Here is a 21,390-nt window from a genome sequence, read left to right on the forward strand (position 1 = left end):
ATTACTGGATAAATAAACAGTCCGTCCGGCCGCCGCCGATGTTGCCCGCCCACCGTTACTACTATCTGCACAATTTCCAGCGCGCGCTGGCGTGGGTCTCGGACCGCTACGCCGACCTGCTGGACGATGACGATTGCCGCTTTCTGGCGGATTTCGCGGCGTTGCCGCAGGCGTCGCAGGCGTTGATGGTGCGCATGCTGATGCGGCGCGGGCCGTGGTTTCGGGCCAGCCGGCTGGTGTACGAAGAGATCCCGGCCGTCGAAGAGGCGGCCGCGGCACTGGAAGCGCTAGGGTGGCTGGACACGCGGGCGCCGATGTCGCTGGATGAACTGTTTGCACTATTGACCAAGCCCGAACTGTGCCGCGTGTTCGCATCGCAGGCGGCAGCCAGGCCGGGCCTGCGCAAGGCCGACATGCTGGAGACGCTGCGGGCGGACATGCCCGACGCCCGGCCGTTCTGCGGCTGGGCGCCCGATTCCTTGGAAGCCGTCTGGCGCGTGATGGTGGCGGACCGCTGCGAACGGCTGCGCCTCATGTTTTTTGGCAATCTGCACCAGGATTGGTCGGAGTTCGTGCTGGCGGACCTGGGCGTATTCCAATACGAGACCGTGCCGTTCGATGCGGCGTCGCGGGCGTTTCAGACGCGGGCTGACGTGGACTGTTATCTCGCGTTGCATGCGTGCAGGCAGGCGCTGGACGACGGCGTGGCCGTGGACGACCTGCTGCGCGCGGCAGAGGATTGTGTCAGTGGAAACGCCTGGCTGGAAAAGCGCCGCGCCAAGGTGTTGCTGCGTATCGGACAAGCCTGCGAGCGTGCGCAGGATTGGGAAGCCGCCCAGCGCGTGTACGCGGCCTGCGGCTATCCCGGCGCGCGGCATCGGCGCATCCGTGTGTATGAACGGATGCAGCGGTTTGAAGACGCGATGGCGCTGGCCATGACGGCGGCGAACGCGCCCGAAAGCGAAGAGGAAAGCCAACGCGTAGCGCGCATGATGCCGCGGCTGCGTCGCGGGCTGGGGCAGGGCGCGGCGGCGCGTGCGGCAGCGCCCATCCTGCCGCGCACGGAACTGGCGCTGGTCCGCCCGGCGCATCCATCCTCGGTCGAGTACGTGACGCGCGATCACCTGCATCACGCCGACGCGCCGGTGCATTACGTCGAGAACGCGCTGATCAATTCGCTGTTCGGTTTGCTGTGCTGGCCGGCCGTGTTCGCGCCGTTGCCAGGGGCGTTCTTTCATCCTTTTCAACGCGGGCCCGCCGACCTGGAAGCACCCGATTTCCACGCGCGGCGGCAGGCGCACTTCGCGGCCTGTCTGGCGCAGCTGGATACCCCCGCCTATCGCGACGTCATTCTTCGACGGTACGCCGACAAGGCGGGCTTGCAGTCGCCGTTCGTGTTCTGGGGCGCCTTGTCCGAAACGTTGCTGGCGCAGGCGCTGGACTGCCTGCCGGCTGCGCATCTGAAGCTGTTCTTTACGCGTCTGCTGCGCGACGTGAAGGGCAACCGGACCGGTCTGCCGGACCTGGTGCGGTTTTGGCCGGCCGAGCGCCGTTATGAACTGATCGAGGTGAAGGGACCCGGCGACAAGCTGCAGGACAACCAGATCCGCTGGCTGCAGTACTGCGTGGCGCACGGCATGCCTGTGCGCGTATGCCACGTGAGCTGGTTGCAGGAGGCCGCATGAGCTACGCGGTGGCGGTTCGGGCGTTGTGCGAATTCACGGCGCGGGCCGGCGATCTTGACCTGCGTTTTACGCCTGCGCCCAGCGGCCTGGAAGGCATGGCGGGGCACGCGGCAGTGACAGGGCGGCGCGGGCCGGACTACGAAACCGAAGTGTCTTTGTCGGGCGTGTTTGGCGATCTGCTGGTGCGCGGGCGGGCCGACGGCTACGACCCGGCGGCCAATCAGCTCGAAGAGATCAAGACCTACCGCGGGCAGTTCGACAGCGTGCGCGAGAATCACCGCGTGGTGCATTGGGCGCAGGCAAAGGTGTACGGCCATCTGCTGTGCCAGGCGCGCGGCCTGGCGAACGTGCGGGTGGCGCTGGTGTACTACAACGTCGCGACCGAGGAAGAAACCGTGCTGGTGGAAACGCACGAGGCTGCGGACTTGGCTGCGTTCTTCCAACTGCAATGCGAACGGTTTCTGGCGTGGGCCAAGACGGAACTGGCGCACCGGCAGGCGCGCGACGCGGCGCTTGAGGCGCTGGCGTTTCCGCATGGCGAGTTCCGAGCCGGGCAGCGCGATCTGGCGGTGGCCGTCTACCGCACGGCGCGCGATGGCCGCTGCCTGATGGCGCAGGCTCCTACGGGCATCGGCAAGACGCTGGGCACGATATTTCCGCTGCTCAAGGCGAGTCCGGGTACGGGCCTGGACAAGGTGTTCTTTTTGGCGGCCAAAGGATCGGGCCGCGGTCTGGCGGTGGAGGCGCTGGAAACCATCAATGCGCAGCCCGCCAAGCCAGGCTTGCGGATTCTGGATCTGCAAGCGCGCGACAAGAGCTGCGTGCATCCCGATCTGGCCTGCCACGGCGACTCCTGCCCGCTGGCGCGCGGCTTCTACGATCGTCTGCCGCAGGCCCGCGCCGCAGCGGTTGAACACACGCGGCTGGACGCGCCTACCGCGCGCGCCATCGCGCTTGAACACGAGGTGTGTCCGTATTACCTGTCGCAGGAGCTGATCCGCTGGAGCGACGTGGTGGTGGGCGACTACAACTATTACTACGATGCCACGGCCATGCTGCATGCGCTGACGCAGGCGCATCAGTGGAAGGTGGCCGTGCTGGTCGACGAGGCGCACAACCTGGTCGACCGCGCGCGCCGCATGTACACGGGCGAGCTCGACCAGAACCGGCTGACCGCCGCGCGGTATGCGGCGCCCAAGGCGCTTAAAAAGCCGCTGGACGGGCTGCACCGGTCGTGGAACGCGCTGAACAAAAAGCAGACGGAACGCTATCAGGCGTACGACGCGGCGCCAGCCGGTGTGCTGACGGCAGTACAGAAGGCCGTGGCGGCCATCACCGAGTTCATCGGCCAGACGCCGCTGCCGCAGGACGATCCGTTGCTGGGGTTCTATTTCGAGGCACTGCATTTCATGCGGCTGGCGGAACAGTTCGGCTCCCACGCGCTGTTTGACGTGACGCTGGGCGAGGCGGGTGTCAGCAGCGCCAAGACGCCGCCGTCGACGCTGTGTGTGCGCAATGTGATTCCTGCGCCGTATCTGGCGGCGCGCTACGCGACGGCGCATGCGACGGTGCTGTTTTCCGGCACGCTCAGTCCGCAACAGTTCTACCGGGACACGCTGGGGCTGCCCAAGGACACGCCCTGGATCGATGTGGCCGCGCCGTTTCAGGCGGGGCAGCTGGCCGTGCGCGTGGTGGGCAACGTATCCACGCGCTTTCGCGATCGCGAGCGTTCGCTGGCGCCCATCGCGGACCTGATCGCGCGCCAGTACGACGAGCGGCCGGGCAATTACCTGGGCTTTCTGAGCAGCTTTGACTATCTGAAGCGCGTAACGGACCTGATGCGGGAGCGCCATCCGCAGGTGCCGATCTGGCTGCAGACGCCCGGCATGGACGAGCCGGGGCGTGCGGCCTTTCTGGCGCGGTTTACCGAGACGGGGCAGGGCGTAGGATTCGCGGTGCTGGGCGGCGCGTTCTCGGAAGGCGTGGACTTGCCGGGCAAGCGGCTGATCGGCGCGTTCATCGCCACGCTGGGGCTGCCGCAGGTCAATCCCGTGAACGAAAACATGAAGCGCGCCATGGACATGCGTTATGGCGAAGAGAACGGGTACGACTATACGTATCTGTACCCGGGCATGCAGAAGGTGGTGCAGGCGGCGGGCCGGGTCATCCGGACCGAACACGATGAGGGCACCGTGCACCTCATCGATGACCGCTATCGGCGCGCCAAGGTGCGCGGGCTGTTGCCGGGGTGGTGGCGGGTGGACTGATCGCGCGAGCCGCTAGGCGGGGCGCGCTTCGGGATGTGGTGCGGGATGCGCCGGCGAGCGGAGTTCGGTCAGCGGCTGGTTGGGATCGCGCGACAACTGATAGCCGTACCAGAGGCTGCGCGCCATGCGCTTGGCCATTTCCTGCGCGGCATCGGCCAGGGCGCGATTCGGCAGGGCGTCGGTGGTCTCGCCAAAGAGGACCAGCCAGCGTTCGAAAAGCTCGGCTTTCAGGTTGGGCATGGCCGCGTGTTTGGGCATGGGCATGCCGGTGAACCGCCGCGTGCCCAGGATAACGGCTGACCAGAAGTCCGAGAGCGTGGCCAGGTGTTCGTCCCAGTCGTGGACCATGCCGTTGAAGATGGGCCCGAGCGCTTCGTCGGCGCGCGCCTTGGCGTAGAAGGTATGGACCAGGTCCTGGATTTCGGCTTCGGTGCAGATGTCGGCGGTGGCGGTATCGCTGGCGATGTCGTGCGTGGTCAAGATGGTCTCCGGGCGGGGGGCAGGAGGCGATCTTAGGGCGAGGGTGGAAGCACGCGGGTTGATATGGCTCAAACGGCGCGGCGTAATTTATTCGGACGCGTGCTCGGACGGGACAGGAATTCGTTTTCGGCAATAATGATATCCATTCTTATTAAGGCGGATGGATATGCGACAGATGAACGGGCGGCGCAATGGCCTGACTTCGACGGCAATGGCCGTTGCGTTGAAAGCGGCATTAACGGCTGCGCTGGCTGCGACAGCGCCGGGCCTGGCGGTTGCACAGTCAGCGCAAGGCGCGGTCATGCCGCAGGGCCATGCCGACAAGCCGCTCCCCATGCAAAAGGGTGAATTCGTGGCGGGAACGTGGTCGGCGGACAGCGGCGTGACGCTGGATCTGCTGGACCCGCAAGGGCGCCATGTCCGCCGCCTGAGCGACCGCGAAAAGCCGGCCGGCGTGCTGATGCTGGTGGGGCCGGCCGATGGCGTCTATACCGTACGGGCGCAGGGGCAGGGTGCGTATGAATGGTCCGTGACCGAACGCCTGCCGCTGGCCGAACAGCATGCGCCGGCGCCCACGCTGGACAGCCCGCGCCTGGCCGCGCTGGCCCAGACGTTGTCGCAGGGCGGCACGACGGCCACGTTCTGGGAAGAGATGAAGCGGCAGGGCACGCCGCTGATCGAGCCGGCAAACGCCACGCACGACCGTGTGACCTTCTTGTGGCAGGGCGCGGAACGTAACGTGCGCCTCTTCGGCGGTCCGTCAACGGACCACGCGCAGCTGTCGCAGCTGGGCGATTCCGACGTCTGGTACGTGAGCTTCCTGGTGCCCAAGACGGCCCGCCTGTCTTACCGGTTGGCGCCCGATGTGCCGGAGCTGCCGGGGACCGGCATGGCGCGGCGGCGCGCGATTCTCGCCACGGCGCAGGCCGACCCCAACAATCCCAAGGTCTATCCCGAACGCGGCATCGACGCGTTCCAGACCTATTCGGTGCTGGAACTGGCGGACGCGCCGCCGCAGCCGTGGGTCGAGCCGCGCGCGGGCGTGCCCGCCGGCAGTGTCGAGGCGCTGGAACTGCGTAGCGACATCCTGGGCAATACGCGCACGATTCATCTGTACCGGCCGGCGGGCTGGAAGCCCGATGGCCCGGACAACCACGTGCTGGTGCTGTTCGACGCAGGCGCCTATCTGGGACGCGTGCCCACCCCCACCATCCTGGACAACATGATCGCGGCCGGCGTCATTCCCCCGACTGCGGCCGTGCTGATCGACAACCCCACCGCAGACTCGCGCGGCCGCGAGTTGCCGCCCAATCCGGATTTCGCCGACTTCCTGGCGCGCGAGCTCATGCCGTGGGCGCGCAAGCAGGGCATTGCAGCGCCCGCGGCACGCACGGTGATTGGCGGGTCAAGTTATGGCGGCCTGGCGTCGTCGTATGCGGCGTTGCGTCATCCCGAAGTCTTCGGCAATGTGCTGAGCCAGTCCGGCTCGTACTGGTGGTCGCCGCCCGGCGAGGAAGACCAGTGGCTGACGCGGCAATTCGTGGCGGTGCGCACGCTGCCGGTGCGGTTCTTCCTGGGCGCGGGCCTGTTTGAATCGGGGCGCGGCGGCCAGCCCGGCATCCTGGAAACCAACCGCCATCTGCGCGACGTGCTGCGAGCCAAGGGGTATATCGTGACCCATCGCGAGGTGGCGGGTGGCCACGATTACCTGAGCTGGCGCGGAACCTTGTCGGACGGGTTGCTGGAATTGATCGGCAAGAACGGTGTGGCGCGGCAGTAGACGGGGCGCCGGGCGGCGCGGCAAGCTGCCGTTGTCCTGCCGTTGTCCTGCCGTTGTCCTGCCGTTGTCCTGCCGGTGTCCTGCCGGTGTCCGCGGCGCGCGGCAGCCTTCATGCCCTGGGCGCGGCGTTGCCGATTTGCGTAGTATTGTCGCGATGCGCGCGGCTGGCCGCCGCGCTGCGCCCAATGACAATACGCGCCCGGCGGATCCGCGGCGCGCGCCAAGGAGACGAACGCCCATGCCTACCCCCGCCCCGCTCAATGACATCGTGGCCATGCCCGCGCACGCGCTGTCGGATGCCATCCGCAGCCGCCGGGTGTCCTGCCGTGAAGTGATGCAGGCGTACCTGGCGCATATCGACCGGGTCAATCCCAAGCTGAATGCCATCGTCGCGCGCCGCGATAGCGACGAGCTGCTGCGCGAGGCCGATGCGCGGGATGCGCAGTTGGCCGCGGGGCAGTGGCAGGGATGGCTGCACGGCATGCCGCAGGCCCCCAAGGACCTGACCGCCGTGCGGGGCATGGTCACGTCGATGGGGTCGCTGGTCTATAAGGACGTGGTGACGGCGCACGATTCGATTCTGGTCGAGCGCATGCGCGCCGCCGGCGCGATCTTCATCGGCCGCAGCAATGTGCCGGAATTTGGCCTGGGCTCGCACACCTACAACAAGGTCTATGGCGCCACCGGCAATCCGTATGACGTCACCAAGACGGCCGGCGGCAGCAGCGGCGGCGCGGCGGCGGCGCTGGCGGCGCGCATGCTGCCCGTGGCCGACGGCAGCGACTTCGGCGGCTCGTTGCGCAATCCCGCGGCGTTCTGCAACGTGTATGGGATGCGCCCGTCGGCCGGGCGTGTGCCGTCCGGTCCGTCGCCCGAAGTCTTCCTGAAGCAGCTTTCCTACGAAGGCCCCATGGGTCGCACGCCGCGCGACGTGGCCTTGCTGCTGTCGGTGATCGCCGGCCACGACAAACGCGCGCCGCTGTCGCTGACGGACGATCCGGCGCAATACGCGCAGCCGCTGGATGCGGACTTGTCCGGCAAGCGCGTGGGCTGGCTGGGCGATTGGGGCGGCTACCTGGCGATGGAACCCGGCATCCTGGATCTCTGCGAAGCGGCCTTGAAGGATCTGGAGACCGCGCGTTGCCAGGTCGATGACTACCAGGTGCCTTTTGCGGGCGACCGGCTATGGCGTATCTGGCTGGCGCACCGCCACCTGATGGTGGGCGGGCAGTTCCATGCCCTGGTCAACAATCCCGAGACGCGCAAGCTGGTCAAGTCCGCGCTGATCTGGGAGGTCGAGGGACTGGAGGGCTTGACCGCCCGCCAGATCTATCAGGCGACCGAGGAACGCAGCGCGTGGTATCAGACGGTGCTGCGCATGTTTGAAGACGTCGACTTCCTGGCGGTGCCGTCGGCGCAGGTGTTTCCGTTCGACGTGAACCTGGATTGGCCCAAGGAGATCGCGGGCCGGCCGATGGATACGTATCACCGTTGGATGGAGACCGTCACGCCGTGGACGCTGGCCGGTTGCCCGGTCATCAGCGTGCCCGTGGGCTTTAACGCTGAAGGGCTGCCGATGGGCATGCAGCTTATCGGTCCGCCGCGCGGCGATCTTGCCGTGCTGCAACTGGCCCATGCGTACGAAAAGGCGCGTGATTGGGTGCAGGACAGGCCGCCGGTTGCGCTGTGGGAGGCTGCGGGCTGACCCGCCTGCCGCGTCTGTAAATTTCGCCGGCTGACCTGCCGGCCGCTCCGGAAGCATCGCCGGTTCAGCTGCCGGCGTACCACCGCTAACAAAGGCCGCTTGATTTTATGTAATAGAACTTTGCATTTTCCCGACAAGCTAGCCATGTTTTGCGTTTTCCTGCGTTTTTCATGGCTGTGATGCGGCACCTTTGTAATAATTGTCGAAATTTCCCACATTCGAGCAGGAATGCGCTGATTGCCGGCGGGGAAATACCCAGGGGCGTCCCGGCAGGGCGTCGACGAGTCGATACAGTACAAAGGTCTCCCGGTATGAAGAATGTGACGCTCCGCCAAAGAATCATGGCCAGTTTTCTGGCCATTCTTGCCATCATGACGTTGATGGTGGTGGTGGACTACCGGCGGCTTCTGGATGTCGAAGCGGAAGCGCAGATGATCAACACCGACGCCGTGCCCGGCATCTACTACAGCACGTCGATCCGGGCAGCATGGTTCGCCGGCTTCGTCGTCGTGCAGGACGCCTTCAATGCGCCGACCGAGGCCGAGCGCCGCGCCGCGCTGGAAGCCCTGCCGCGCAACGACCAGCAGCTTGAGGAACACATCGACTTCTACCGGCGCACCATCGCCCGGCAGGACGACCAGCAGATGTTCGACGACTTCCAGAAGGAATTGCTGGAGTACAAGCGCATCCGCGCCGACATCCTGACGCCGGCCCTGCTGGCGGATCCGGCGCGGGCGCAGACGCGGATCCTGACCGAGTTGCGGCCGTCGTTTTATCGGGGGCGCGACATCCTGGCCAGGATGGTGATCGAAAACAAGAAGCAGGCGGATGATGCTGCGGTGAGCATCCAGAAATCCGTGGAGTCGGCCGAGACCGGAATGCTGGTGTCCCTGCTGATGGCGATTGCCGCGTCCATCGTGTGCGGCTACCTGCTGATGCGCGCCATTGCCAACCCCATGCACGACATCGTGAAGACGCTGGAAGCGACGGGCGGAGGCGACCTGACGCGGCGGCTGAAGCTGGCGCGCAACGACGAATTCAACGCCATCGAGACCGGCTTCAACGGCATGGTCGACGAGCTGACCGGCCTGGTCGGCCGGACGCAGCGCTCGGCCGTGCAGGTGGCCACGTCGGTGACCGAAATTGCCGCAACTTCCAAACAGCAGCAGGCCACCGCGTCGGAAGTCGCCGCCACCACCACCGAAATCGGCGCGACGTCGCGCGAGATCTCGGCGACCTCCCGCGAACTGGTGCGCACCATGACCGAAGTCTCCAGCGCGGCTGAGCAGACGGCCACGCTGGCCGGTAGCGGTCAGGTGGGCCTGGCGCGCATGGAAGACACGATGCGCAACGTGGTGGGCGCGGCGGGCTCGGTCAACGCCAAGCTGGCGGTGCTGAATGAAAAGGCCGGCAATATCACGCAAGTCGTGACGACCATCACGAAGGTGGCCGATCAGACCAACCTCTTGTCGCTGAACGCGGCGATCGAGGCCGAGAAGGCGGGCGAGTACGGCCGCGGCTTCGTGGTGGTGGCCACCGAAATCCGCCGCCTTGCCGACCAGACCGCGGTGGCGACCTACGACATCGAGCAGATGGTGCGCGAGATCCAGTCGTCGGTGTCGGCCGGTGTCATGGGCATGGACAAGTTTTCCGAGGAAGTGCGCCGCGGCATGGCCGACATGCAGCAGGTGGGCGACCAGCTCTCGCAGATCATCCAGCAGGTGCAGACGCTGGCGCCGCGCGTGCAGATGGTCAACGAAGGCATGCAGGCGCAAGCCACCGGGGCCGAGCAGATCAACCAGGCCCTGCAGCAGCTCAGCGACGCGGCCCAGCAGACGGTGGAGTCGTTGCGGCAGTCCAGCCTTGCCATTGAAGAGCTGACACTGGTGGCCAACGACCTGCGCAGCGGCGTGTCGCGCTTCAAGGTGTGATCGCGTCCATGACTGCTCCTGCCGTCCGCGCCCGCGCTGCCGCGAGCCACGCCGGCTCCGCGCGCCGGCTGTACCTGCTTTTCAGAATTGGCGCGGATCGCTATGCGCTGGACGCCGGGGATATTGCCGAAGTGCTGGGGCTGCGCGTCTTCAAGCAGGTGCCGGGTGCACCCCATTGGGTGGCGGGCTTGATGGAGCGCCGCGGCGTTGCCGTGCCGGTCATCGACATGAGCGCGCTGGCCGGCGCGGGCACGTTCGCCGCCGTCACCAGCACGCGCGTGGCGTTGGTGCGATACCGGCCGGAACACTCTGACGCCGAGCGGCTGCTTGGGCTGATCCTGGAACAGGCCACCGAAACCGTCCACTACGACCCGTCGGGGTTTCAGCCGCATGCGCTGGACAATGCCGAGGCGCGTTATCTCGGTCCGGTCCTGACCGACGCGCAAGGCATGGTGCAGGCCGTTTCGGTCAATGATCTGCTGCCCGCCTACGTGCGGGCGCTGCTGTTTCCGTCTGACGGCAACGCGTCGGCAGCCGAGGCGCAGCCATGAGCCTGGTCGAGGAATTCAGCGGGCTGCTCAAGCGCCGCATGGGACTGGACAGCGGCTCCATTGGCCAGGCGGCCGTCGAGCGCGCGGTGCGGCACCGGATGCATGCGGCCGGCGTGGACGATGAGCAGGACTATCTGATGCGCGTGCAGGCCTGGCCTGAAGAAATGCAGCAGTTGATCGAAGCCGTGATCGTGCCCGAGACCTGGTTCTTCCGGTATCCGGAATCGCAGGATGCGATGGCGGCGCTGGCACGCGAGCGGTTGTTCGCGCCTGGCTGTGAAGGGCGCATGTTGCGCGTGTTGAGTGTGCCGTGTTCCAGCGGCGAAGAACCGTATTCGATTGCCATGGCGCTGCTGGATGCGGGCGTTCCGTCGCACCGGTTTCATGTGGATGCCATCGACATCAGCGTGCGCATGGTGGAATTCGCCCAGCGCGCCGTGTACGGCCGCAATTCGTTTCGCGGAGGCGATCTGGCGTTCCGCGATCGCCATTTTTCAGAGGTGCCGGACGGCCATCAACTGGCTGCGCGCGTGCGCGGGCAGGTCCGGTTCCAGCCGGGCAACCTGTTTGATCCGAACCTGTTGGCGGGCGCCGCGCCGTATGACTTCGTGTTCTGCCGCAACCTGTTGATCTATTTCGACCTGGCGACGCAGGAACGGGCAGTGCAGGTGCTGCGCCGGTTTGCGCGCGATGACGGTGTGCTGTTCGTGGGACCGGCCGAAACCAGTCTTCTGACCAGCCGCCGCCTGCCTGCCGTGCCGCTCGCGCGGTCCTTTGCCTTCCGCGCCAAGCCTGCGCCAGCGCCGGCAGAGATGCCGGCTGCTGCGCGCGCGCCGCTGTCCGGCCAGGGTCCGATCGTTCACGCCTGGACGCCGCCGCGCCGCCCGGTCGCGCAGACGCCCGCGCCGCGGCTGCCGGTGCCACATGCGGCAATTGCCGATACGCCATCCGCACCGCCCGCCGCCGCAACGAGGCTGGCCGCGCAGACGTCGCTGCGCGAGATCGCCGCGCTGGCCGATCTGGGCCGGGTGCGCGATGCCATGGCGAAATGCCAGGCGCACATCGAGATCCACGGCGCCAGCGCCGACGCGCTGCATTTGCAAGGTCTGCTGCTGGATGCGGAAGGGCAGTCGCGGCAGGCGCAGGCCGCGTACCGCAAGGCGTTGTATCTGGACCCTAACCACCGCGAGGCGTTGCTGCATCTGGCCGCGCTGGTGGCGTCGGATGGCGATCATGAGGGCGCCCGCCGCCTGCAGGCGCGCGCGGCGCGCGGGGAGGCGCGACGTGACTGACGCGATCGAAGCCCTGTCCGGCGTGGACGACTGCTGGAACCGCATCGGGATACGCGGCGACAAAAGCTGCCCGCAGCTTGCCGAGCATGTGCATTGCCGCAACTGTCCGGTGTATGCCGCGGCGGCCAAGCGCATCCTGGACCGCCTGCCGCCCGCCATGGAAGCGGCCGACGAGGCCGCCCCGCCGCAGCATTCGGCCAATCTGTCCTCGCTGCTGGTGTTCCGGCTGCACCGCGAATGGATGGGCCTGCCGACCCGGTCGCTGGACGAGGTGGCCGGCACGCGCGGCATCATCAGCCTGCCGCACCGGCGCGATCCGGCGGTGCTGGGCGTGACCAACGTGCGCGGCACGCTGACGGTGTGCGTATCGCTGCCGCGCCTGTTGGGACTGGATGCCGCGGCGCCGCAGGCGCGCGAGCGTCCTGCCACCGCCCGCATGCTGATTTTCGGCGGGGCGGGGCGCGCCGTGGTGCTGCCCGTGGACGAGGTCGAAGGCATGCACGAAGTGGACCTGGAGGCGCTGGAGCCGCTGCCGTCGACGGTGCAGGGCGCAAGCCTGAAGTATTCGCGCGGCGTGGCGCGCTGCGGCGGCCGCGCCGTCGGCGTGCTGGACGAAACCCTGCTGATGCAGGCTTTGGAACGGAGCCTCGCTTGAATCCCGATCAGATGCGCGACGCCTCGCTCCTCGAACTGTTCCAGATCGAGACCCGCACCCAGGTGCAGGTCTTGAACGACGGGCTGCTTGCCCTGGAAAAGAACCCCACGTCCGCGCCGCACCTTGAAGCCTGCATGCGCGCCGCGCATTCGCTCAAGGGCGCGGCGCGCATCGTGGATCTGCATCCGGCCGTACGCATCGCGCACGCCATGGAAGACTGCCTGGTGGCCGCGCAGGAAGGCCGTCTGCTTTTGCAAGCCGCCGACATCGATGCCTTGCTGCTGGGCACCGACCTGCTGCAGCGTGTCGCGACGCCGGGCGTGGAATTGGACGCCGAGATCGGCGATCTGGTGGCGCGGCTGAGCAGCGCGCCCAATCCGCCCAACGCCTCCAAGGCGCCCAGCACGGCCGGCACGCCGCCGGCGCCAGGCCCGCGCACGGGGCGGCCGTCGGACTACCTGCCGCCCATCGTGCGGATCGAAGACGAGCCTGCCGCCGCCGCGCCGGCTGCCGCCGCAAAGCCGCCCGCACCCGCCACCGTGCCCTCGCGCCGCAGTTCGGACGGCAGCGTGGGCGAGGGCGAGCGGGTGCTGCGCGTGACCGCCGACACGCTGAACCGCCTGCTGGGCTTGTCCAGCGAGACCCTGGTCGAATCGCAATGGGTGGGGCCTTTCAGCACGGCCATGCTGCGGTTGCGGCGAATGCAGACGGGCGCGGCGCACGCGTTGGACGGCCTGCGGGCCGTGCTGGCCGATCAGGAACTGGACGCGCGCGGCCAGGCCGCACTGGACGACGCCCAGCGCATCCTTGAACAATGCCAGCGCGAGCTGACGCAGCGCGCCAGTGAAGTCGACGAATTCGGCTGGCGCATGAATCATCTGACGCGGCGCCTTTATGACACCGCGCTCGCCTGCCGCATGCGGCCCTTTGGCGACGGCGTGGGCGGCATGCCGCGCATGGTGCGCGATCTGGGCCGTTCGCTGGGCAAGCAGGTTCGCCTTGAAATCGAGGGCGAAAACACGCAGGTGGACCGGGACATCCTCGAAAAGCTGGATGCGCCGCTCATGCACCTGCTGCGCAACGCCGTGGATCACGGCATCGAGGCGCCCGACGTCCGCGAACGCGCGGGCAAGCCGGCCGAGGGCCTGATCACGCTGTCGGCGCGCCATTCGGCGGGCATGCTGCTGGTTGAACTGGCCGACGACGGCACCGGCATTTCGCTGGACCACCTGCGTGAAGAAGTCGTCGAACGCAAGCTCACCAATGCCGAGACCGCGTCGCGCCTGAGCGAAGCTGAGCTGCTGGAATTCCTGTTCCTGTCGGGTTTCAGCACGCGTGACGAGGTGACCGAGATATCCGGGCGCGGCGTTGGGCTGGACGTGGTCCAGACGATGGTGCGCCAGTTGCGCGGCGCGGTACGGGTATACCAGCAGCAGGGGCGGGGCACGCGCTTTGTGCTGGAGATGCCGCTGTCGCTGTCGGTGGTGCGCAGCCTGCTGGTCGAGGTGCAGAACGAGATCTACGCGTTTCCGCTGGCGTACGTCAGCCACGCGTTGCAAGTGGACGCCCAGGACATCGAGCAGCTGGAGGGCCAGCAGCATTTCCGGTTCCAGGACCGGCAGATCGGCCTGGTGTCGGCGCGCCAGATCCTGCGCGCCGGCGAGGCCGCGCCAGCCACGGATACCTTGTCCGTGGTGGTGGTGGGCGACCATGACCGGCTCTACGGCATTGCCGTGGACCGCTACGTGGGCGAGCGCACGCTGGTCGTGCAGCCGCTGGATCCCCGCCTGGGCAAGGTGCAGGACGTGATGGCGGGATCGCTCATGGATGACGGCACGCCGCTCCTGATCCTGGACGTCGAGGACATGCTGGTGTCCGTCCAGAAGCTGATCGAGGGCGGGCGGCTGTCGCGGGTCGACAGCGGGTCGGGCGCGGCGGCCACGCGCCGCCGCAAGCGCGTGCTGGTGGTGGATGATTCATTGACGGTTCGCGAGCTTGAGCGCAAGCTCCTGTTGAACCGCGGCTTCGATGTGGCGGTCGCCGTGGACGGCATGGATGGCTGGAACATGCTCCGCAGCGAGGACTTCGATCTGATCGTGACCGACGTCGACATGCCGCGCATGGACGGTATCGAGCTGGTGTCGCGGATCAAGGCGGATCCCAGGCTGCAGACCCTGCCCGTCATGGTGGTGTCGTACAAGGACCGGGAAGAGGACAGGCAGCGCGGGCTGGATGCCGGCGCGGACTACTATCTGGCCAAGGGCAGCTTCCATGATGATGCGCTGCTCGACGCCGTTGAAGACCTCATCGGGAAGGCACGGACGTGAGAATCGGGATCGTCAACGATATGCCCCTCGCCGTCGAAGTCCTGCGGCGAGTCATTACATTGGAACCCGGCCTGGAGGTCGCCTGGACGGCGTCCGACGGTCTGGAGGCCGTCCAGCAATGCGCCCGCGACCGTCCCGATGTCGTGCTGATGGATCTCATCATGCCCGTCATGGATGGCGTCGAGGCCACGCGCCGCATCATGGCCGAAACCCCCTGCGCAATCGTCGTGGTCACCTCCGACGTGGCGGGCCACACGTCGCGCGTTTTTGACGCCATGGGTCACGGGGCGTTGGATGCGGTGGACACGCCGGTGGTCGGCGCCGCCGACATGCGCACCGCGGCGGCCCCGCTGTTGCGCAAGATCCGCAACATCGGCTGGCTGATCGGCCGTTACGGCAATCGTGCCGCATTGACGCCGGTCAGCAAGCCTGCGGCGCCCGCCAGCACGCGCCGGCTGCTCGCGGTGGGCGCGTCGGCCGGCGGCCCGGCGACACTGGCCCAACTGTTGCGCGACATTCCCCTGGATTTTCCGGCCGGCATCGTGCTGGTGCAGCACGTGGACGCGTCGTTTGCGGCGGGCATGGCGGACTGGCTCAATGACCAGGTGCCGCTGCCGGTCAGGCTGGCGCGCGAAGGCGAACGGCCGTTGCCCGGCCAGATCCTGCTGGCGGGCACGGATGACCATCTGACGTTGCTGGAGGATGGTACCCTCCGGTACACGGATTGCCCGCGCGAAAGCCTGTATCGGCCCTCCATCGATGTCTTCTTTCATAGCGTCGCGCAGCACTGGCGCGGCGTCGCGGTCGGCGTGCTGCTGACCGGCATGGGCCAGGACGGCGCGCGCGGCCTGAAGGCGCTGCGCGAGCGCGGATGCCTGACCATCGCACAAGACCAGGCCACCAGCGCGGTCTATGGCATGCCGAAGGCGGCCGCGGCCATGCAGGCCGCGGTGGAAATCCGGCCGCTCGAACAAATTGCGTCCCGCGTCATTCAGGCTTTCGCCTGAGCCGCGGCACATCGTTAGCATCAAGGACTCACTATGCTCCCATCCCCCGACGACACGGTCTCCGCGGATCTCAATTCGCATGGGGCGATGGTGTTGCTCGTCGACGACCAGGTCATGGTTGGAGAAGCGATCCGGCGCGCGCTCGTGCCCGAGGGCAACATCGATTTTCACTATTGCTCGGATCCCTACAAGGCCTTGAGCGTGGCGATCCAGACCCGGCCCACGGTCATCCTGCAGGATCTGGTGCTGCCCGGCGTGGACGGCCTGAGCCTGGTGCGCGAGTACCGCGCCCATCCCGTCACGCGCGACATCCCCATCATCGTGTTGTCCACCAAGGAAGATCCCGCCATCAAGAGCGCAGCCTTCGCGGCGGGCGCCAACGACTACCTGGTCAAGCTGCCGGACTCCATCGAGCTGATCGCGCGCATCCGCTACCACTCGCGTTCGTACATGGCGCTGGTGCAGCGCGACGAAGCCTATCAGGCGCTGCGCCAGAGCCAGCAGCAACTGCTGGAAAGCAATATGGAGCTGCGCCGCCTGACAAATTCGGACGGCCTGACCGGCCTGGGCAATCGTCGCTATTTCGATGAATACCTGAATGCCGAATGGCAGCGCGCGGGACGGGACAGCCGCGAGATCAGCATGCTGATGATCGACGTGGACCACTTCAAGTCCTACAACGACACCTATGGCCACATTGCGGGCGACGAAGCGCTCAAGCGCGTGGCCAACACCATCTTCGCCAGTTGCGACCGATCCACCGACCTGGCGGCGCGTTTTGGCGGCGAGGAGTTTGCGCTGGTGCTGCCGGGCACGCCGGGCGGCAGCGCGCGGCTGGCGGCCGAAAAGCTGCGCCGCGCCGTGGAAGCCATGCAGATTCCCCAGCGCGACGCGGGCTTTGGCCCGTGGCTGACGGTAAGCATCGGGTTGGCGACGGCGGTGCCGCAAGAGGGGCAGCCGTGCACCGAACTGATCCAGGCCGCCGACCGGGGCCTGTATGAAGCAAAGCGGCAGGGGCGCAACCGGGTGGTGCCCGGACAGCTCTGATGCGCTTGCCTGCCGCCCCGCCAGCTAGCGGGGTTGGCGGCGGCTGATGCTGGCTGCGCCCAGCATCAGCAACAGGCTGACGGCAACGGCCACCGCGGCCATCGCCATGCCTTCTCCCACTGATCCCTGCTCGAACTGCCGCCACACGAAGATCGACACGGTCTGCACGCCGGCCGGCGCCAGCAGCAGCGACGTCACCAATTCCCGGGACGCCACCGCAAACACCATCAGCATCGACGCCGCCAGCCCGGGCAACACGAGCGGCAGGACGATGCGCCGCAGCGCGCGTGCCGCGCTGGCGCCGTGCACGCGTGCCGCCGCTTCCAGGTTGGCGCCGATCTGCGCCAAGGCCGCGCCGACATAACGTACCGGGTAGGGCAGAAGCAGGCAGGTGTACGACAGCAGCAGGATGCCCCAGGTGCCGTAGGGAGTTGCCGGCCAGAACGGCTGGTTCCACGCCAGGATCAGGCCGACGCCGACCACCACGCCGGGCAATGCCGCGGGCAGCAGGGCCAGCGCGTCGATGAGCGCGGCCCCGCGCACATGACGACCCGCGACGCACCACGCCGCCAGCAATCCGACCGCGCCTGCCAGGAACGCCGTCCCGCTTGCCAGTGACAGGCTGGTCGACAGGGCTTCCCACGCGTCGCCACGCGCATCGAACAGGGCGGCAAAGTTGGCCAGCGTCAGATTGCCGGCCGCGAGGCCGCCCGACACGTTGCGCGTCAGCGCGGCAGCCAGCATCGAGGCCAGGGGCGCCGCCACCGCAATCAACGCCACCGTGGCAAAACCCAGCAGCACGGGGGCGCGCCATGGGCCGAGTTCAACGCGCGCCAGCGGCGCAGGCTTGCCAGTTGTGGTTTCGAAACCCCGGCCCGCCAGCGCGGCGCGTTGGACGGCGTAGGCGGTCAGGGCCAGCGCCACCAGCACCAGCGACAGCAGCGACGCGCCGGGCAGGTCGATGGGCCAGTCGGCCAGCCGGCGTTCGATGGCGGTGGTCAGCACGGCAACGCCCGATTGCGAGCCGAGCGCCGCGGGTACGCCGTACTCCTCGATGGCGAGCGTGAACGCAAGCAGCAGGCTGGCGGCAATGGCAGGCAGCGCCAGCGGCAGCGTGACGCGCACGAAGGCGCGCCAAGGACCCGCGCCGAATACGCGTGCCACGTCCGCCATCCGCGCGCCGATGGCCGCCATGCTGCGCGAGACGGCGAAGTACACGACAGGAAAGATCGCCAGGCCCATCGCCAACGTCACTCCGGTCGGCGAAAACAGCAGCGGGCCAAGATTGAAGCCCGTCAGCTGTTCCAGATAGCCGCGCGGCTGCAGGGCCATCGTCCACGACAACGCGGCGATGTACGGCGGAAGCAGAAAGGGAACCAGGAACAGCAGGTCCCACATCCGCGCCAGCGGCACGCGGAACAGCCCGCGCAGCGCACCGAGTGGAATGCCGATGGCCGCGCTGACCGCGGCCACGCCAAGGCCGAGTTTCAGCGTGCCGCCGATCAGGCTGAGCGTGCCGGGACTGCCCAGCGTCGCAGGCCAGGCGCCGAACGGATCGCGTAGCGAACCCTCGGCCAGGTAGGGAAAGACGGCTTGCAGCGCCACGAACGCCATGGGCAAGGCGACGAGCACCGCCAGGGCGGCCAGGGTGGCGGCCGCCAGGAGATAGATGCTTTTCATGGAGGGGATCGGATGCCGGGCAGGCCGGCATCCCGGCCTGTCAGTGTTGGCCGAAGATCCGGCCGAAGCGGGTCAGCACCTCGGCCCGGCTGGCGCCGGATTCGGTGGCGGTGTCGGGCAGCAGGGCCAGATCCTTGAACACCGGCCGCTTGGCCGCCACGTCCTGACGCGCGGGCATCAGCCAGGCGTCCGCCACGGCGCGCTGGCCTTCTTCGGACAGCACGTAATCCACGAACTTGCGCGCCTCGTCGGCCTGGCGCGCGGTCTTCAGGATCATCATGGGACGCGGAGCGATCGCGGTGCCGCTGGACGGGAAGATGACCTTCACCGATTCGCCCTTGGCGACGCTGGCATACGACACGTAATCCACCGCGCCGAACACCGCCGCCTTGGCGCCTTGCAGCACTGGCGTCAACGCCTGGGCATTGGGGCCGGAGATGGTCATGCCGTTGTCGCGCAGCGTTTCGAACAGCTTCCACGCGGCCTCGCCCTGGGCGTTTTGCAGACCCAGCAGCAGGTCGAGCGACGCGCCTGACAGGGCCGGATCCGGCATGGTGACCAACTGCTTGAATTGGGGGGCGGTCAGATCTGACCAGTCGCGCGGTTCGGGCGTGCCGCTCTTCGTGTTCCAGACGATGCCCAGCGCCGAGATGCCTTGCGCGACATAGGTGGGCGCCTTGAAGCGCGCAGGCACCTGCGCGGCGTTCGGGCTTTCGTAGGCCATCAGCCAGCCGCGCTGGTCCAGGTCCTGGGCGGTGTCCCACGAGGCCGAGATCAGCACGTCGGCGCGTGGGTTGGCCGCTTCGGCCTCCAGGCGCGCCATGACCTTGCCCGTGGTGGCCTGGAACACGTCCACCTTGATGCCGGTCTTGTCCTGGAAGCCGGCTGCCAGTTGCTTGATGAGGCCGCCCGGTCCGGCGGTGTAGACGGTCAGCGCCTTGGCCTGGCCCGAGGCCAATCCGATAGAAAGCGTCATGAAGAGCGTTGCGAGTAGTTGGGAAGAAGGTGCGAGTGACATTTAAGCAGAGTCCTTGTTGACCGGCACGAGTTCGGCGATGCGGCCGTTTTGCATGCGGGCGATCGTGTGCGCCAGCGCATGGGCTTCCTCGTGGTCGTGGGTGACGTAGACGGCGGTCGTGCCGATACGGCGCAGCAGCGCGCCGATCTCGGCGCATAGCGTTTCGCGCAGCGTCCGGTCCAGGTTGGAGAGGGGTTCGTCGAACAGCAGCACGCGCGGGCGGGCGACAATGGCGCGCGCCAGCGCCACGCGCTGCTGCTGGCCGCCGGACAGGTCGGCAGGGCGGCGTTCGGCATGTTCATGCAGACCGACCATGGCAAGGGCGTCGCGCACGAGCGCGGGGCGCTCGCGGCGCGAGACGCCCCGCATTTCAAGCGGAAAGCCCACGTTGCTGGCCACGCTCATGTGCGGCCAGAGGGCGTAGTCCTGAAACACCATGCCCAGGCCCCGGCGCTCCGGCGGCTCGTGCTGGTCCGCGCCGCTGACCACCGCGCCGCCGAACCGGATGTCGCCGTGCTGCGGCCGCAAGAGGCCGGCCAGCGCCTTGAGCAGCGTGCTCTTGCCGCAGCCGGAGGGCCCAAGCAGCGCCAGGACCGTGCCCGCAGGCACGTCCAGGTCCACGCCGTCCAGCACCGTATGGCCGTTAAACGCATGCCGCAGGCCGCGCACGGCGATGGCCGTGCCGCCGGCATTGGAGGCGGGCGCGTTCAAAACCGATGCCGCATGCCGAGGTTCAGGCCGAACTGGTTCTTGCCCGGTTCGACGTTGGCGCCATACTTGCCGCCGACCACGCTCAAGGACGATTTGTCGTCGTTGATGGCGTAAGCCGCCACCGCGTACAGCGTGGTGCGCTTGGACAGATCGTATTCATTGCCGAGCACGATCATGGTCGACTTCTGGCCCGTGCCGGCGGCCTGTACGGCGGGGCAGGCGGCATTGTTCATGTCGTCGCACACCGAGTCGTTCAGGTGGTAGACGGCGGCCGACAGGCGCATGTTGCCCTGCGGCTTGTAGCTGGCGCCCAGCCACGTCATGTTGTTCTTGTAGCTGCGCTGCGTCAGCTTCTGGTCCAGCCAGCGGTAGCCGGCGTAGACCTTGACGTCCTCGAAGTCGTACGACACGCCCGCGACCACGCGGTCTTCGCGGTTGCCGCTGTTGGCGCCCGTCTTGGGTTTGTCAGCGTTCTTCGAGTGATACAGCACCGCGGCGTCCAGACCGCCCGACTTGTAGCGCAGACCGCCGCCCACCATGCGTCCTAGCTTGCTGTCATCGAACGACTGTTCATTGTTCCAGCCGAAGCTGTAGTAGCCGCCGACGGACACGGCCCCCAGCTTGCCGACGTACATGACGGCGTTGTCGGTACGGTCCGAGAACGCGGCGTCAGGCCGCTTGATCGAGAAGTTGGCGTTGTCGAACGGGTTGTACTTGCTCATCCATTCGATCATCAGCGTGTTGTGGCGGCCCAGCGTCAGGCGGCCCCACGTGTTGCTGGAAAAGCCCACGTAGGCCTGGCGCCCGAACAGCCGTCCGCCTTGCAACGTGGTGCCGTTGCTGGAGTCAAAGCCGTTTTCAAGCACGAAGATGGCGGAAACGCCGTCGCCCAGGTCCTCGGAACCCTTCAGACCCCAACGCGAGCCGTTCAGGTTGCCTGCGCTCATGCCCGTCTTGCTGTTGCCGTCGGGACCGTTGCTGAGGTACTGCAAGCCGGTGTCGACCAGGCCATAAAGCTGGACCGAGGTGGCGGTGGCGGCGAGCGCGGCGGGCGCTGCCAGGGAGAAAGCGGACAGGCAGGCGCCAGCCGCCGCAATGCGGAGTGTCGATTTCAAAATGAAAGTCCTCTTTGGGATTCAATCGGAGCCGACACTCTAGGGGCGTGTTGCTACACGTCGATGACACTGCCCCCCATGCATTTCCCACTGCCTGGCGGGTGAGCCGCGGCAAATGGCCTTTGATGATCCCGCCGCA

Annotated in this window: 16 protein-coding genes; 11 read left to right on the forward strand and 5 right to left on the reverse strand. The window is 67.3% G+C overall.

What is annotated here, in order from left to right:
• Window positions 1-38: 38 nt before the first annotated feature.
• Window positions 39-1,685, forward strand: a complete 1,647-nt coding sequence (locus tag MHZ91_RS04210) for a VRR-NUC domain-containing protein (RefSeq protein WP_239212594.1) — start codon at window positions 39-41, stop codon at window positions 1,683-1,685.
• Complete coding sequence (locus MHZ91_RS04215; protein WP_239212595.1) at window positions 1,682-3,952, forward strand: ATP-dependent DNA helicase; 2,271 nt, start codon at window positions 1,682-1,684, stop codon at window positions 3,950-3,952. The genes MHZ91_RS04210 and MHZ91_RS04215 overlap by 4 nt, the downstream gene beginning before the upstream one ends.
• Window positions 3,953-3,964: 12 nt before the next feature.
• Here the strand turns inward: MHZ91_RS04215 and MHZ91_RS04220 are convergent, their stop codons facing one another.
• Window positions 3,965-4,432 (reverse strand): group III truncated hemoglobin, encoded by a 468-nt coding sequence (locus MHZ91_RS04220; protein WP_239212596.1) that lies wholly within the window; start codon window positions 4,430-4,432, stop codon window positions 3,965-3,967.
• A gap of 166 nt (window positions 4,433-4,598) precedes the next feature.
• Between MHZ91_RS04220 and MHZ91_RS04225 the strand changes: the two genes are divergently transcribed.
• The 9 genes from MHZ91_RS04225 (at window position 4,599) to MHZ91_RS04265 (ending at window position 16,727) form a co-directional block, all read left to right on the forward strand.
• Window positions 4,599-6,212 (forward strand): alpha/beta hydrolase-fold protein, encoded by a 1,614-nt coding sequence (locus tag MHZ91_RS04225; RefSeq protein WP_239212597.1) that lies wholly within the window; start codon window positions 4,599-4,601, stop codon window positions 6,210-6,212.
• A 238-nt stretch (window positions 6,213-6,450) separates the two neighbouring features.
• A complete protein-coding gene (locus MHZ91_RS04230; RefSeq protein ID WP_239212598.1) occupies window positions 6,451-7,917 on the forward strand; it encodes an amidase in 1,467 nt (488 codons plus the stop codon).
• A gap of 311 nt (window positions 7,918-8,228) precedes the next feature.
• Window positions 8,229-9,848, forward strand: coding sequence for a methyl-accepting chemotaxis protein (locus tag MHZ91_RS04235; protein WP_175121204.1), 1,620 nt, complete (start codon window positions 8,229-8,231; stop codon window positions 9,846-9,848).
• Between the two features lie 8 nt (window positions 9,849-9,856).
• The gene (locus MHZ91_RS04240) at window positions 9,857-10,399 is read left to right on the forward strand and encodes a chemotaxis protein CheW (RefSeq protein WP_175121205.1); all 543 of its coding nucleotides are present in this window, start codon (window positions 9,857-9,859) and stop codon (window positions 10,397-10,399) included.
• Complete coding sequence (locus MHZ91_RS04245; protein WP_239212599.1) at window positions 10,396-11,691, forward strand: protein-glutamate O-methyltransferase CheR; 1,296 nt, start codon at window positions 10,396-10,398, stop codon at window positions 11,689-11,691. The genes MHZ91_RS04240 and MHZ91_RS04245 overlap by 4 nt, the downstream gene beginning before the upstream one ends.
• Window positions 11,684-12,346 carry a chemotaxis protein CheW gene (locus tag MHZ91_RS04250; RefSeq protein ID WP_239212600.1) on the forward strand — a complete coding sequence of 221 codons (663 nt, stop codon included), beginning with the start codon at window positions 11,684-11,686 and terminating at the stop codon, window positions 12,344-12,346. The genes MHZ91_RS04245 and MHZ91_RS04250 overlap by 8 nt, the downstream gene beginning before the upstream one ends.
• Window positions 12,343-14,673 carry a hybrid sensor histidine kinase/response regulator gene (locus MHZ91_RS04255; protein ID WP_239212601.1) on the forward strand — a complete coding sequence of 777 codons (2,331 nt, stop codon included), beginning with the start codon at window positions 12,343-12,345 and terminating at the stop codon, window positions 14,671-14,673. The genes MHZ91_RS04250 and MHZ91_RS04255 overlap by 4 nt, the downstream gene beginning before the upstream one ends.
• The gene (locus MHZ91_RS04260) at window positions 14,670-15,680 is read left to right on the forward strand and encodes a chemotaxis response regulator protein-glutamate methylesterase (protein ID WP_175121209.1); all 1,011 of its coding nucleotides are present in this window, start codon (window positions 14,670-14,672) and stop codon (window positions 15,678-15,680) included. Before MHZ91_RS04255 ends, MHZ91_RS04260 begins: the two co-directional genes overlap by 4 nt.
• Window positions 15,681-15,713: 33 nt before the next feature.
• On the forward strand, window positions 15,714-16,727 hold the full coding sequence (locus tag MHZ91_RS04265; RefSeq protein ID WP_175183722.1) for a PleD family two-component system response regulator: 1,014 nt from the start codon (window positions 15,714-15,716) through the stop codon (window positions 16,725-16,727).
• 24 nt (window positions 16,728-16,751) lie between these two features.
• Here the strand turns inward: MHZ91_RS04265 and MHZ91_RS04270 are convergent, their stop codons facing one another.
• The 4 genes from MHZ91_RS04270 to MHZ91_RS04285 are packed head-to-tail and all read right to left on the reverse strand — an operon-like array spanning window position 16,752 to window position 21,251.
• Window positions 16,752-18,407 carry an iron ABC transporter permease gene (locus MHZ91_RS04270; protein ID WP_239212602.1) on the reverse strand — a complete coding sequence of 552 codons (1,656 nt, stop codon included), beginning with the start codon at window positions 18,405-18,407 and terminating at the stop codon, window positions 16,752-16,754.
• A 40-nt stretch (window positions 18,408-18,447) separates the two neighbouring features.
• Entirely contained in the window at window positions 18,448-19,383 is a 936-nt protein-coding gene (locus MHZ91_RS04275; protein WP_175121212.1) for an ABC transporter substrate-binding protein, read from the reverse strand.
• Window positions 19,384-19,425: 42 nt separating this feature from the next.
• On the reverse strand, window positions 19,426-20,136 hold the full coding sequence (locus MHZ91_RS04280; RefSeq protein WP_239212603.1) for an ABC transporter ATP-binding protein: 711 nt from the start codon (window positions 20,134-20,136) through the stop codon (window positions 19,426-19,428).
• Window positions 20,133-21,251, reverse strand: a complete 1,119-nt coding sequence (locus tag MHZ91_RS04285; protein WP_239212604.1) for a porin — start codon at window positions 21,249-21,251, stop codon at window positions 20,133-20,135. The genes MHZ91_RS04280 and MHZ91_RS04285 overlap by 4 nt, the downstream gene beginning before the upstream one ends.
• Between the last annotated feature and the right edge of the window lie 139 nt (window positions 21,252-21,390).

It is taken from the genome of Achromobacter sp. ACRQX (assembly GCF_022346505.1).
GTDB classification, from domain to species: Bacteria; Pseudomonadota; Gammaproteobacteria; order Burkholderiales; family Burkholderiaceae_B; genus Achromobacter; species Achromobacter animicus.

Bases quoted from the DNA above. Each gene is read 5' to 3' on its own strand.
- MHZ91_RS04210 (WP_239212594.1), top strand. From the start codon at position 39: ATGTTGCCCGCCCACCGTTACTACTATCTGCACAATTTCCAGCGCGCG.
- MHZ91_RS04215 (WP_239212595.1), top strand. From the start codon at position 1,682: ATGAGCTACGCGGTGGCGGTTCGGGCGTTGTGCGAATTCACGGCGCGG.
- MHZ91_RS04225 (WP_239212597.1), top strand. From the start codon at position 4,599: ATGCGACAGATGAACGGGCGGCGCAATGGCCTGACTTCGACGGCAATG.
- MHZ91_RS04230 (WP_239212598.1), top strand. From the start codon at position 6,451: ATGCCTACCCCCGCCCCGCTCAATGACATCGTGGCCATGCCCGCGCAC.
- MHZ91_RS04235 (WP_175121204.1), top strand. From the start codon at position 8,229: ATGAAGAATGTGACGCTCCGCCAAAGAATCATGGCCAGTTTTCTGGCC.
- MHZ91_RS04240 (WP_175121205.1), top strand. From the start codon at position 9,857: ATGACTGCTCCTGCCGTCCGCGCCCGCGCTGCCGCGAGCCACGCCGGC.
- MHZ91_RS04245 (WP_239212599.1), top strand. From the start codon at position 10,396: ATGAGCCTGGTCGAGGAATTCAGCGGGCTGCTCAAGCGCCGCATGGGA.
- MHZ91_RS04265 (WP_175183722.1), top strand. From the start codon at position 15,714: ATGCTCCCATCCCCCGACGACACGGTCTCCGCGGATCTCAATTCGCAT.
- MHZ91_RS04270 (WP_239212602.1), bottom strand. From the start codon at position 18,407: ATGAAAAGCATCTATCTCCTGGCGGCCGCCACCCTGGCCGCCCTGGCG.
- MHZ91_RS04275 (WP_175121212.1), bottom strand. From the start codon at position 19,383: ATGACGCTTTCTATCGGATTGGCCTCGGGCCAGGCCAAGGCGCTGACC.